Genomic DNA, 13,083 nt, shown 5'->3' with positions numbered 1-13,083 from the left:
CTCATGGTCGGGTTAATCAGTCTGGCGGCGGAGGGCGGCGTAGTCGCCATCGCGAAGGGAAGGAATGCCGCGCTGCACGCCAGCCGCAGTCATATCGACGTCGCAAGCGCCGAACCGGGCCTTGATCCGATCCGTCGCAGTGCCCTTGCCCGCGGACTGCACGTCCAGGCGGTAGACCGCCGTGCCCAGCCGCTGCGGTGCACCGTTCAGGGTCAACGTGGCCCAGCGTCGCTTCTTGGCCGCCTTCAGCGAACATTGCGCGATCAGCACTTCGCCCGTCGTGTCCGGGCGGTAGATATCGGCCACCAGACCATTCGCGTTGGCTCCGGCCGAAGGATGGTAGAAGAGCGCCTTGATCGTGCCTTTCAGGGACTGTGTCACCCGGCCCTTCTTGTCCGTTTTGCGCGCAAAGGTGAGGGTCTGATCGCTCCACGTGTTCGGGAACCAGCTTGCCTTTTGTGCGTGCAACTCGCTGGCCAAGGCTCCATCAAGGTTTTCGGCGGCCAGTTTGGCCATTACGGTGCGATCAGTTTCAGTGAATGGATCTTCCGGCGCCGGACTCGAGGTAGGCTCCGGCGAGCCGGTGGGCGCCGGTGTTCCAGATGGTGCCGGGGTCGCCATAGGCCCGATATCCACCGACACCTGGGTCAGGCTGACATGGGGCTCCTTGGACGAGAAGGCGAAAACAGTGTCCTCCGGCGGGCTGTCCAGTTCCCAGACGAACAGCTCTTGCTTCAAGTTGCCAATGCCGAACGGGGAAGGGAAGTTCGGATTAAGGTAGGTCACGGAGCGCTGCGCGGGTTTCTGGCCATTGAGCGCGAGGCTGTCGGAGTCGAGTTCCTGTCCCCAGGATTCCAGTTGTAGCGCGACGCGTAGGGGTTGCGCCGGCAGAGCGCTGCCCACGATATTGACGCTGAAGACCTCCGGCACGGTGAAGCTGTATAGATTGCCCGTGCCCGAGATGAATGTGCCGGCGTTCCAGCCCAGCCAGGCCGAACGCGTGCCGTAACTGCCCAGGTCGGGCGCCGAGGTGCGGTCGTTGGCGCCGCCATGGGATTTGTCATTGAAGACGTCCCATTCGGCGTACAAGGTGCCGGATTCGCCCCGGGTCCATCCGCCCCAGGCCGCTTCCTGCGGCAGATCAAAGCCGAAGCCCGCGGTATAAGGGTCCGGTCCGCTGCTGCTGTCCGAGACGGCCGGCAGCGACAGGCATGCCAGCATGCAGAACAATGAATGCTGACCGAATGTCGTGTGTGATAGTTTCATCAGTCGGTTTTCCGAAAGGGGGCGCGCCCGTCACCACCATCCCTGGCAGGTCGGGCGCGCCGTCAACGATTAAGCCGCCAGCCTGCCAGGCTGCCGCCGCCGGCCGATGATGCCCATACCGGCCAGGGCGGAACCAAACAGCCAGACCGCCGCTGGCACCGGAACCGCGGAAACCGGCACGGAACCGATGTCAACCGCCACCTGTGCCAGGCTCAGCGAGTGCTCGACGGAGCTGAAGTCGAACTGGAAGGACGTGGTAGCCGATGGCAGATCCCACAGGAAAAGGCGCTGATTGAGATCCACCGGCCCGAAGCTGGATGCGTACGGTGACTCGAAATAGGTCACGCCGCTGGATGTGGGCGCGGTGCCGTTCAGCCGCACGTTGGCGGTATCCAGCGGCGTGCCCCAGTCCTCGACCTGCAGGGCGACCCGAAGTGGCGCGCTGCCCGTGGTTCCTGTGAGATTCACCTGAAAGACCTCCGGCACGCTGAAGCTGTACAAATTGCCGCTACCCGCCGCAAAGGTTCCGGCATTCCAGCTCAGGTAAGCGCCGGTGGTACCGGAACTGCCGACTCCCGGAGCTGAGGTGCGGTCGGTGGCCGTTCCATGGGAGGCGTCGCTGAAGCTATCCCATTCCGCATAGAGGGTTCCCGCGTCGCCGCGGTTCCAGCCACCCCAATTGGCCTCGCTGGGGGTATCGAAGCCGTAACCCGCCGCGTACGGATTCGGGCCGTTGACTCTGTCGGCGTAAACCAGGCCGGTTGACGTGAGCAATAAACTGGCGAAGGTCAGGCTGTGCTTGTGTGACATGTTGTTTTTCCTCTTGAAATGGATGGGCTCGTTGGGTTCTGACACAGCTCCTCAGCGCGAGGACGGTGCGTCGAAGGCGGGTTGCCGGGCACCACCATGCGGCCCCATGCCGTTCGTTCGCCATTGCTCCAGAGCAATACCGGCGGGGTGGTATAAACATTGGATTCGTCTGGTTCATTCATGGATGCCTCCCGGTTGGGCCTTTTCGGCATGGGAATCGGTGGGCGAGGCCGCCTGAGCAGGGGCGGCCGGCCGGTAATCGACCACGTAGCGGTACTGCTTGCCGCAGTGCAGGATGACTTCCTTCTGCCCGCGCTTGAGGATGCGGATCTCCACCCGCAACTCCGCATAGCCATCGTGGGCGAATAGCTCGTCGTACAGCGCGCCGAGGCGTCTTTTCACATCGCCGTGGCGGACGGTATCAGTCATGGCGGGCTCCCGGCGCTGGGCCGCCCAACGCTTTCGATCCGGCGTCCGGGCTGTTTTTGGGCTCTCGACAGCCTCGGCAACGGAAGCTTGCGGGACTGTAGTCGGTGAACTCACGGGCTCGCATGTTCTCTCCGGGTTAGCTTGCGGATTCGCCTAGAACTCGACGCGCAGGCTGGCGCCCACATTCAGCCCGGGGCGGGTGTAGCGGTCGCGTATGTCCGTCGCGCTGTTGCCGTCCAGGCTCGCGTGCGGGTCGCCGCCTCGCGTTCTGAGGTCCTGCCATTCCGTGTATCTCTTGTCCAGCAGGTTGAACAGGCCCAGATTCAGGTTCACGTGTTCTCCAAAACGGTAATAGCCGGTGAGGTCGACGACGCCATAGCCAGGGGTGGGGAACACGCTGCCCGAGAGTTCGAAGTCGATGTCCTCTTCCTTCTTGGGCGCGGCCAGGGTGAGGATCGCTTCCAGTCCCCAGTTGCCTGAGAGGGCGTCATAGCGCACACCCATCACGCCTTTCATCGGGGTGACCGAACTGATGGGTTGCCCGTTTTTCAGATTCTGTCCTTCGGCATAGGCGTAACTGCCGAGCAGGCTGAAACCATCCAGTGCGTTCGACGGCCAGGGTCCCAGATAGAGCTGGCTCTTGAATTCGAACCCCTGAATGCGGACCGGGTCCGGATTGTTGATGGTCTGGTAAACGATGATGTTCTCGACGTTGCCTGCGCTGCAGGTGGTAGCGGAGTTCGCGGGGTCGCAGACCGTGGTGTTCTGTATGAAGCCGTCGTAATCGTTACGAAAGAAGGTGGCATCGAAGTTGCCGGCGGGACCCGACCCGCGCAGGCCGACTTCACCACCGATGGCGGTTTCGGGCTTCAAGTTGGCGGTGGGCACCGAGGCATAGCCAAACGCGGCGTTCACGAAGCCGCTGTTGGCATCGGAGAAGTTGGGGGCGCGGAAGCCTTCGGTGTACTGACCATGAAAGGCGAACCAATCCGTGAAGTGATAGAGCACGCCGAACTTGGGTGACCATTCCGTCACGTCCTGTTCGACGACGGGATTGCCTACGTTCTCCTTGGCGTACAGATAGTCGAGGTCGGTGCGCAAACCGAAGTAGTCGAAGCGTATCGCAGGCAGCAGTTCCAGTTGCTTGTTCCAGAGGCCGATCTCGTCCTGCAGGTAGGCGCCGGCGCGAAGGGTGTCGGTGTTCGGGAAGTCGCGCAGGGGAAAGTTGTCCGGGGTGATGAAATTGGACGTCGCCCCGGTATCCAGATTGGTGTAGAGGCCATCCCGCAGTTCTTCCACATGGGTGCGGAAGGCTTCCGCCCCGTAAGCGATGCGGTGGGTGCTCGGTCCCCATTCGGAGGCCTTGGAGGCGTCCGCTTGGCCGCCGATCATGTCCTGGTCGTAGCTGAAGCCGCGGTCACGGTACTGGTTGGTGCCCAGTCCGGTGTCGATCTGCACGGTGCTGCGGTCGTCGGTCTGCTGGCGCGCGCGGGTGACCTGGCCATAGAGTTGCCAGCTGAGCGTGTCCAGCCATCGCCAGTCTATGTTCTTGATCGACTGCTCGAGGCTGACGCGCCAGCGTGACTGTCGGTCATGGGTGACCAGCTGATACGTGTCGCGGCCCGTGTATTGGGGGCCATAAAGATGAAATACCTCCGTGTGCACCTGGTCTTCAAACGCCTCCCCGGTCAGGCGCAGGCGATTGTCGACATTGAAGTGATAGAGCCCCTTGGCCAGCAGGTTGAGGTTGCGGGTGTCTTGCGGATTGGCGGCTGTCCGCGAACTGGATCGGCTGTTGTCCGTTCCCTCGTTGCTCATCTCGTCGCCCTCGCCGTGGGTCATGAGCAGCAGGCCTTCCAGGTCGTTCCATCCCCCGGCGAACGCGGCGGTCTGCAGGAATCCCTTGTTCGCGCTTGAATAGAGCAGCTTCAGGCTTTCGTAATGATTCCTGCCGAAGAGGTCCAGGTAGTCGCGCGGGTCCTTGGTTACGAAACTGACCACGCCGCCGATACCATCGCTTCCATACATGGCGGAGGCCGGGCCGCGAATGATTTCCACGGTTTTCAGCGCGTCCACGTCCACCATGTTGCGGCGGCCGCTCTGGAACGTGCCGATGGAAAAGGTGTCCGGGATGCGGACGCCATCGACCGACATCTGCACCCGGTTGCCGCCGATACCGCGGATGGTGAAGCCGGCCAGGCCGAAACGCAGCGGGTCGTTCTGGACATCGACCCCTGGCTCGTAGCGAACCAGATCCTTGATATTGCGGTACAGCCTGCGCTCCACCGTTGCCTCGTCGATGACAGAGGCAGTACCCGGGATATCCAGCACACCGCGTTCGGTGCGGGTGGCGGTGACCACCACGGTATCCAACTCGTGCGCCGGCTCCGTGGCCGGAGCATCATTGCCAACGGCGCCCTGGCTCCCGAGCATCGACAGTGCACAACAGAACAAACGATCAGCCATCCTCACACACGAACCCTTAAAGGTTTTGCAATAAGGGCTGGCTGCCTCGTGCCTGGGCACTCGGTCGCTGGCTCGGTCAAATTGGAGTCTGCGTCAGGGCCAGGTCCGACCCTCGCGCAGAGCATGTCGACTGGACGGCGTGTCCGTCCGTCCCTTTCCTGTCGATTCAGTTCGGGAGTTGCTGATCTCTTCGGTGCTCCCTTTCGGGAGAGACCGATTACGACAGAGATTCCCCAGTGGCTTGCTCATCCGGGCCGCCTTGCTGTCCGTTCAAGGTGTCCAGTTCCGCCAGAGCGTTCCGTGCCCTCCCGGACACGAGCTGGCAGGGGCGGAAGCCTCGGCAGATGGCGTACTGCTCAATGCACGATTAATTCTTCCGCTTCGGCGGCGCGCTTGCCAGTGGACTTATGGGGCTTCGGTGCTTGAAGTTCCTTGAGTTGCCGCTGAGCCCGGTTGATCAACCCACCTATGCAATGAAGGCCCTCGGGATTCAGGTGCAGACTGATACCCCCCAAATTCACGTGAAAGGCCTGGCAACCCTCGCAGTATTCCACGGTGTTGCCGCCGGACTTGGCCAGAGTGATAAGTTTGCATCCCGTATGATCGCTCATAAAAATCCCCTGTCATCGCTGGAGTGGTTGCCTGAGAAATCCTTGGGAACCTGGCCATTGCGGATCATTGCCCTCATGCGGGGCGATTCACTTCGCGGAAGCGGTGCCCTTGGATCCTGCTTTTCTCAGTTCAAGTTTTCGACACGCCTAAATGATAATGCTTCTCAACAAAATTGCAAGTGTGCGTTTCGAATTTGCTATGGTTACCGCCCGTTACCGGAACATATCCTGATCACGCTTGGACTCGGCTTGCTTGGTCAAAACGGGAGGAAACCAATGGGTGGCTTGCCCTTCCGTCGGATCATCCGGGTTTGGCTTGGAAATCTCCGTCCTACGTGTATGCACCAGGCGCTGGCTTTGGGCGGGTGAGAGCAACGAATTTCTTTTTGGCTGGGCCTTGGGGCCGCCCGCCCGAAGGTGGAGGCAGGTTAGGGATAGACGGGTAAAGCGGACAACCCTGCACGTTCGGCAGGCCGGAAAGCCTGACCGGAAGCGTGGCTTTTACCCCGCGCTTGCTTGCGCCTGGCCGGGAATCGGGAATGACAGGATTGGCCAAGTCGCTGGTGGGATCATGCGCTACGTCGCTCCCCAATCGGTCGTTCATTTGGGGTTCGCTACCTCGCGGGTTTCCACTTCGTGACTGCCAATTAGGACTTCGCGGCCTGATCGATAGCCCCCTTGGATGCAGGGGCAGCATGACTATTTGTTCAGGATGAGTTTGTTGCTCTTGGTGATCCGCAGGCGATACTCCTGCATGTCGTGGACGATCACGATTTCCTTGCTTGCTCCAAACAACTGCTCGCTTCGCCACCTAGGGCGCTCAAGGTCTCGATCATGGCTCGTCGGTTCGGAATTGTCTTGGGTCAGCTTGTCAGAAAGCGAGATAGTAGGTTTTCTCATGGGCAAATGATAAGCATTCCCATTCGTCCGTCAACAATCTAACGCAACTCCACGACGATTTATTGCAGGGAAACACTGACTGGGCAGCGATTGAGCCTGCGTTTGCCTTGCTGGGCTCTGTCTTCACACACTTAGAATGGTCCGTCAATCAACGTAAGGAACAAGACTTGACAAACATGTTGATGGCCACAAAAATGAGAACCGTTCGCAAGAATGTATGACTTAAACAGTGCCCGAGGTCGGCACATGGAATGAATTTTCAGCGCCGATTCCAGCATAAGGATGCCGAGCGAATGCTCGGAAGGGATTCGGCATTTCTGGTTAGCTCCTAGCGTGACTTTGTCCGGCAGGGATGTCGGACATTTTTTTGTTCAGGAGCAATGCAAGTCTTGAAGGTCCCTATTCTTTCTGACTGACTGCAATAGGCGCGTCCCGCCTCGGAATTATATAGACGGGCTGGCCTGGCATGTCCGGAGAAATCATGAATACCATTAGCCCTGCCCATGAACCGGGTTTAACGGCAGGAGCCCTTCCGATAGACTCCGCCTTAAGGCGAGTCGTGCAGGATAAAGCGGCTTTCGGGCGCCCATTCTAACGACACGCCCGCTGTGGTCAGCACAGCTTACGCGGGATCCAGGTTAGCGAGACGCGTATTGTGCCAAGGGGCGAAGTTAGGTCTCTCCAAAAATATCCCGATAGCCCACATAAACCGAGCCGATGCCCGTTGGCCCCAGCACCAGCAGTCCCAGACCAGCCGGAATGATGGCGATGACCGCGAGTACCATCATGATGAGGCCGTAGACCAGGAAAGGCAGCCAGTTCCTGAGGCAGGCAAAGAAGCTTGCCTTCAGTGCCTCCAGTGGGGCCAGGCCGCTGAACAGCACTAAGGACGGGGCGAACCAGGTGGCCATGGCGATGGGTAGGGCCATGAGAGCCGATACCAGAACCACCAGTAGCGTGCCCACCACCGCTGCGCCGGAGGCCAGATCCGGGCTGTCCGACACTTCGCCCAGAATGCCCACGCTGATGGCCCCTCCGCCGACGATCAAAGCAGCCACCAGTGCCACCGCCATGTAGGCAAGGCCGCTATAAAGCCCCACCATGAGCAGCGGCTTGGTGTTCTGGCGAAAGCCGTCGAACAAGTGCTCGATCCGCAATTCCTCCCCCTTTCGCAGGGATTCGCAGCCCAACAGCAGTCCGCCCAGCAGTACCGGCTGCAGGAGCATGGTGGCGATGGAGCCAACGATGGGAATCAGGGACAGCAGCGTGACGATGGCCAAGGCGATGATGAAATTCACGATCCAGATCAGAGCATTCTTGCGGAACAGGCCGAATCCTTCGGTGATCCAGTCCAGGCCGCGTCCGGCTCGAACGGTTTCGATGTGCATGGGCGTCTCCTTGTCGGAAAATTCGCAATCGCCGTTAGCATAGCGCAGGGGGCCGGCGAGGGGCAGTCATCAGACCAGGTGGGCCATTTAGCCGCCGTCGTGGGCGGAAACCTGTTTCTCTGCGCAGAAGCGCGCCAGTTCGTCCGCTGGCAGGGGACGTGAGAAATAGTAGCCTTGCAGGACGTCGCACTCGTTCTCCCTTAGCCAGGCTGCCTGCTGGGAGGTTTCCACGCCTTCCGCCACCACCTTGAGGTTCAGGCTTTTGGCCATCATCAGGATTGCGCGGGTGATGGATGCACAGTGGGTATCCGCGGCCAGGTCGCGGACAAAGGAGCGGTCGATCTTGAGCGTGTTCAGCGGGAAGCGCATCAGGTAGCTAAGTGACGAGTACCCGGTGCCGAAGTCATCGATGGAAAGGGTCAAGCCGATCCCCCGCAGTTCATTCATCTTGTGGATGGCGTCCTCCACATCGTACATGAGCATGCTTTCGGTCAACTCCACATCGATGCATTCGGGCTGGATGCCGTGCGCCGCAATGATGTCGGCCAGGCGCTGACTCAGGTCGGCGCCCCGAAACTGCAGGGCGCTGAGGTTGACGCCTATGGACAGATCTTTGAGGCCCTGAGCCCGCCACTCGATGGCCTGTCGGCAGGCCTCGTTGAGCACCCACTCGCCAATGGGAACGATCAATCCCGTTTCCTCGGCGACGGGTATGAACTGGCTGGGTGGCACCAGCCCCATATCCGGATGGCTCCAGCGCACCAGTGCCTCGACGCCGAGCACCCGGCCGCTGCCGGCGTCTATCTTGGGCTGATAGTGCAGTACCAGTTCGCGGTTTTCCATGGCACGGCGCAAACGGCCTTCCAGGGCCAGCTTGCTGGATGCGCTGAGGTGGAGTGATTCGTTGAAAAACTGGTAGTTGTTGCGGCCCTGGGCCTTGGCATGGAACATGGCGGCGTCGCCGTTCTTCATGAACGAGTCCAGATCGGTGCTGTCGTCCGGGAAGATGGTGATACCTATGCTGGCTGAGACGACGATCTCGTGCTCGTCGACGACGAAGGCATCCTTGAGGGCATCGAGTATGCGCTGTGCGACCCGTGCGCTGTTCTCGACCCTGGCGACGTCCACCAGCAAAATGGTGAACTCGTCGCCGCCGAGCCGGGCGACCTGGTCCAGGCGGTCGTCATCACCCGCAATGCTCCGTGCGAGGCAGTCGGTTCCGCGCAACACGCCCCGGACGCGGTTTGCCACCATGCGCAACAACTGGTCGCCGATGTTCGGGCCCAACGAGTCGTTGATGCGCTGAAATTTGTCCAGATCCATGAACAGCCCCACCAGTTTTACCCCGCTGCGCTGGGCCTGGGACATGGCCTTGGCCAGAATGTCCTTGAAGTGGTTGCGGTTAGCCAGCAGCGTCAGTTCGTCGTAGGAGGCCAGGAAGCTCAGGCGCTCGGCAATTCTGCGTCCCTCGGTGACGTCCTGAAGCGTGCCGCACAGGCGCTGCCCTTTGATTTTACCGGTGGACTGGGCCAGCAGGATGCGGTTCTCGCTGCCCGCCAGGTTCACACGGAACTCGACCTTGAGCTCGGTGCCGTTGAGAATGGCCGCCTCGAAAATCTCCCAGACCCGCTGCCGGTCATCCTCGGCGATGGCGGCGAACAACTCGTCCAGATGACGGGGCGGCGTGCTGTCCGCGCGGCCCAGCAGGTGAGTGATCTCCTCTGAACAGAGCAAGTGTCCTGTGCCGGTATCCAGGTCGAAACTGGCCACACCCGCCTGCCGCTGCGTATGGCGCAGCCACTCCCGCTGGCGGACGTCAAAGTCACTTTGGGCGGCGGCGGCTACGTGGAAGCGCATGCGCTCTTCAAACGCGGGCCAATCCACCGGGCGCAGCACGAAGTCTGTCGCGCCGGCTCGCCGTGCACGGGCGGCGGCGGCTACGTCATCCGCCAACACGATGATGGGCTTGCCTGGGTGCCAGCTGAGCTGCTGGCGGATGGCCGAGCAGATTGCGGCGAAGGCTGTTTCGGGAAATTGACCGTCCACCAAAACCAGGTCGAATGCAAATTCCGCCGGCAACCGTTCCAGGGCAGCAAGGTCTGATAGTTCATGGACTTTCTCGCAGACACGGCCCAGGCTCGCCAGCAATGGCGGCCTCAGGGTGTTGTCGGCGATGAAGGTAAGAGCCGTTTGTCCTTGTCTGCTCGCTGGCACGTTCCGTCTGGGAAGGCGATGTTTGGGGTTGCAAGAGTATAGCGCTCGTCAAGCGCGCGAGGGGTGTAGTCCCTTGTCAGGTCTCTCCGTGTATTATGGGCGTGAAAGGAGGCTTATGTCTTGAAGACGAATGCTTATAAGCTCTCGTGCGGCGTCGTCATAGCACGCGTATTTCCGGATCAGACCCGCTTTCTGCTGCTTCGCGCCTTCAACTACTGGGACTTCCCCAAGGGCATGCTGGAGGAAGGTGAGGATCCTTTTCAGGCAGCGATTCGCGAGGTGCGGGAGGAAACCGGCCTCATCGATCTGGAGTTTCTGTGGGGCAAGGGCTACCAGGAAACGCCGCCCTATGGCATGGGCAAGATCGCCCGGTATTATCTGGCGCAGTCACAGACCGGCGAGGTTTATCTGCCGGTCAATCCGGAGCTGGGCCGCCCGGAGCATGAGGAGTTCCGCTGGCTGCCCTATGACGAAGCGCGCGCCATCCTCGCACCTCGCCTGAAAAGCATACTCAACTGGGCCGACTGGCTGATTCAATGGGGTAAGGACGGGCGACCCTGAAGGGGAACTTGGCGGGCCGCATCAGTGGCTCGCGCGTCACGACGATCGGAGGTCACGATGGAATTTCTTTGGTTCGCGCTGGTTGGAATGATTGCCGGCTGGCTCGCCGGCCTGATGATGAAAACCGGGGGCTTCGGCGCACTCGGCAACATGATCCTTGGCGTCCTCGGGGCCATGGTGGGCGGTTATCTTTTCCGGAACTTCGGTATTTCAGCCGGTGGCGGATTGCTCGGCAGCATCGTGACCGCTACCGCGGGGGCAATTGTGCTCATCGTCGTCATTCGGCTGGTCAAGCGAATCTGACTGCCCGCTGGTGGATGCACGGAGTTGAACCGTGGCTGCGTACTTCGTGTTGGCCGAGCAGGGTCTTCCAGTCAGCCGGGCGCGAAGCCGCTTACCGTCAGGTGGCGGTCGCCCAGGGCGTTCACGCAAAGCCCTGACAGTCCTGCCCGCGCCAGTTGCTCACGGACCTCGTCGGGCCGGTAGGCCGCCTTCAGGGAATTGCGGAAATCGTTGCGCAGGATGTCCGGCTCGCCTTCGGCGTAGCGCGCTACCAGGGCGTCGAGGGTGGCTTCATCGGCGGGCCTGGCCAGATCCATGATGAAGACCGGTGCGCCGGGAGCGGCATGACTGCGCACGGCATTCCACAGGACTGCCGGATCGGCCAGGTGGTGCAACAATGAGTTGCTGATAACGGCGCCGTATTGCGCGAGAGGCGGACTGTCCATCGGCAGCCGTACCAGCGTGAGCCGCACGCGCTCTGCCAAACCCTCGCGGCGCACCCGGTCGTGGGCCAGTTTCAGCATATTGGGACCGGCATCGACGCCGTCGATGCGGGCCAGGGGAAAGCCCTTGGCGAAGCGCACGGTCACGTCGGCGGGACCGCAGCCCAGGTCCAGCACCGTCCCTGCCATGTCAATACCGGGAAAGGTCTCCCGGAACAGGGTGACGAAACGCTCGTGCGGCTCGGCGAAATCCGCCTGGGCGTAGGCGAGGGCTTGTTCCTCGCTGTCCATCAATTCGGGTTCGGGTACGCGCAGCATGAGCGGACGTCAAGGCTCCAGTTCCAGCAGCACCGGCGCGTGGTCCGAAGGCCGCTCCAGTTTGCGCGGCTCCTTGTCGATGCTGCAGGCCCTGCAACACGGGCGCAAGGCCGCACTGACCAGGATATGGTCGATGCGCAGGCCCAGGTTGCGGCGAAATCCCGCGGCCCGGTAGTCCCACCAACTGAAGCTGGCCTCGGCCTGTTCGAAGAGGCGAAAGGCGTCGCTCAGGCCCAGGTCGAGAAATCCCTGAAAGGCTTGTCGCTCCGCTGTGCTGCACAGTATCTTCTCGCGCCAGGCTTCCGGGTCGTGCACGTCACGGTCCTCGGGCGCGATATTGAAATCGCCCAGCACGATCAGGCGCGGATGGCGCGCCAATTCGCCGCGCAGGAATTCGGTCATTTTGACCAGCCAGTCCAGTTTGTACGCGTATTTTTCGGAGCCGACCTCGCTGCCATTGGGCACGTAGAGATCGATCACGCGCAAATCGCCGAAGCTGGCGGCGAGGATACGGCGCTGCGGGTCGTCCAGGCCGGGTGGATCGGTGATCACGTCCACGGCGGGCTCGCGGCTGATGATGGCCACGCCATTGTAGGTCTTCTGGCCGCTGTAATTGACTTGGTAGCCCAGTTCGCTGAAAGCGGCGGCGGGAAACTCCGGGTCTGCGGTCTTGGTTTCCTGCAGAGCCAAAACATCTGGCTGAACGCGCGTCAGCCACTCCTGGACATGGGGCATGCGCACGCGCAGGGAATTTACGTTCCAGGTGGCGATCTTGGTCATTCAGGCAGGGTCGGCGAAAGGATTGGCGCGGCCGGGGGTGCGGAAGGGGATGCAGACACTGTTGCCGGGGAGCGCTCAACCGTCGCTGTCGCTCCCTTGATTGTCGCTCCAGTCGGGGCGGAAGCCGCGATGCGGCCGCGCCCCGCGATTGGCCCTTAGGCGTGGTATTTTTCGAGGTTTCTCAATTTTTCCAAGGCTTCCTTGACCTTGGGGCTGACGGCCTCGGTCAGTTCGGAGTTCTTGTAGACCTTCTTCAGCAATCCCTCGGCTACCAGGGCTTCCTTGACCCATTTCTTGGCAAAGCGGTAGTTGGTGGGGATGGGGCAGGTTTCACCGGTGGAAGGATTGCGCAGGGTGATGGTCTTTTCCTCGGCTGCCGCCGGTTCCGGGCTGGTTGCTGAGGCCGGAGCACTTGCGCTGATCGCCGGCTCCGCGGGCGTGGGCACGCTGGCAACTTCTGGAGTGTCCTTGGGCGGCGCCGCTTGGAAATGGGACTGGCTGTCGCTGCCGGGCTGGGAAACGGTCTTGAACACTTCGTACAACACATAACCCGCGAATGCGACGGTCAGGGCGGCGAGAATTTCTGTCATAGCGCTTCTCCTTGTTATCGTTCTA

General features: G+C 61.2%; 13 protein-coding genes. 2 read left to right on the top strand and 11 right to left on the bottom strand.

The window, feature by feature from the left end; genetic code table 11:
* Positions 1-12: 12 nt before the first annotated feature.
* The 8 genes from EK23_RS21615 to EK23_RS07135 all read right to left on the bottom strand — a co-directional run bounded on the left by EK23_RS21615 (position 13) and on the right by EK23_RS07135 (position 10,084).
* Positions 13-1,266: a hypothetical protein gene (locus EK23_RS21615; RefSeq protein WP_145998588.1), complete on the bottom strand. Its 1,254-nt coding sequence runs from the start codon at positions 1,264-1,266 to the stop codon at positions 13-15.
* Positions 1,267-1,335: 69 nt separating this feature from the next.
* Positions 1,336-2,076, bottom strand: a complete 741-nt coding sequence (locus tag EK23_RS07160) for a VPLPA-CTERM sorting domain-containing protein (RefSeq protein ID WP_045224622.1) — start codon at positions 2,074-2,076, stop codon at positions 1,336-1,338.
* Positions 2,077-2,250: 174 nt separating this feature from the next.
* Complete coding sequence (locus tag EK23_RS07155) at positions 2,251-2,505, bottom strand: hypothetical protein (protein ID WP_045224621.1); 255 nt, start codon at positions 2,503-2,505, stop codon at positions 2,251-2,253.
* A 153-nt stretch (positions 2,506-2,658) separates the two neighbouring features.
* A complete protein-coding gene (locus tag EK23_RS07150) occupies positions 2,659-4,971 on the bottom strand; it encodes a TonB-dependent hemoglobin/transferrin/lactoferrin family receptor (RefSeq protein WP_082054007.1) in 2,313 nt (770 codons plus the stop codon).
* A 356-nt stretch (positions 4,972-5,327) separates the two neighbouring features.
* Positions 5,328-5,582: a hypothetical protein gene (locus tag EK23_RS07145; protein ID WP_045224619.1), complete on the bottom strand. Its 255-nt coding sequence runs from the start codon at positions 5,580-5,582 to the stop codon at positions 5,328-5,330.
* Between the two features lie 699 nt (positions 5,583-6,281).
* Positions 6,282-6,482: a hemin uptake protein HemP gene (hemP, locus tag EK23_RS22395; RefSeq protein ID WP_082054006.1), complete on the bottom strand. Its 201-nt coding sequence runs from the start codon at positions 6,480-6,482 to the stop codon at positions 6,282-6,284.
* 671 nt (positions 6,483-7,153) lie between these two features.
* On the bottom strand, positions 7,154-7,870 hold the full coding sequence (locus EK23_RS07140; RefSeq protein WP_045224618.1) for a BPSS1780 family membrane protein: 717 nt from the start codon (positions 7,868-7,870) through the stop codon (positions 7,154-7,156).
* Positions 7,871-7,957: 87 nt separating this feature from the next.
* Positions 7,958-10,084 carry a putative bifunctional diguanylate cyclase/phosphodiesterase gene (locus EK23_RS07135; protein ID WP_145998587.1) on the bottom strand — a complete coding sequence of 709 codons (2,127 nt, stop codon included), beginning with the start codon at positions 10,082-10,084 and terminating at the stop codon, positions 7,958-7,960.
* A 120-nt stretch (positions 10,085-10,204) separates the two neighbouring features.
* Here EK23_RS07135 and EK23_RS07130 point away from each other — a divergent pair, with 120 nt between their 5' ends.
* On the top strand, positions 10,205-10,645 hold the full coding sequence (locus tag EK23_RS07130) for a bis(5'-nucleosyl)-tetraphosphatase (protein WP_045224617.1): 441 nt from the start codon (positions 10,205-10,207) through the stop codon (positions 10,643-10,645).
* A 57-nt stretch (positions 10,646-10,702) separates the two neighbouring features.
* Positions 10,703-10,948, top strand: a complete 246-nt coding sequence (locus EK23_RS07125) for a GlsB/YeaQ/YmgE family stress response membrane protein (RefSeq protein ID WP_045224616.1) — start codon at positions 10,703-10,705, stop codon at positions 10,946-10,948.
* A gap of 71 nt (positions 10,949-11,019) precedes the next feature.
* Here the strand turns inward: EK23_RS07125 and EK23_RS07120 are convergent, their stop codons facing one another.
* From EK23_RS07120 to EK23_RS07110, 3 genes are all read right to left on the bottom strand, one after another.
* Positions 11,020-11,688 carry a class I SAM-dependent methyltransferase gene (locus tag EK23_RS07120; RefSeq protein WP_045224615.1) on the bottom strand — a complete coding sequence of 223 codons (669 nt, stop codon included), beginning with the start codon at positions 11,686-11,688 and terminating at the stop codon, positions 11,020-11,022.
* A 9-nt stretch (positions 11,689-11,697) separates the two neighbouring features.
* Positions 11,698-12,468, bottom strand: a complete 771-nt coding sequence (gene xth, locus EK23_RS07115; protein WP_045224614.1) for an exodeoxyribonuclease III — start codon at positions 12,466-12,468, stop codon at positions 11,698-11,700.
* A 155-nt stretch (positions 12,469-12,623) separates the two neighbouring features.
* On the bottom strand, positions 12,624-13,058 hold the full coding sequence (locus tag EK23_RS07110; protein WP_045224613.1) for a hypothetical protein: 435 nt from the start codon (positions 13,056-13,058) through the stop codon (positions 12,624-12,626).
* Positions 13,059-13,083: the final 25 nt, after the last annotated feature.

It is taken from the genome of Methyloterricola oryzae, assembly GCF_000934725.1.
GTDB lineage: Bacteria > Pseudomonadota > Gammaproteobacteria > Methylococcales > Methylococcaceae > Methyloterricola > Methyloterricola oryzae.
This window is presented reverse-complemented; position numbering and strand designations above follow the sequence as displayed.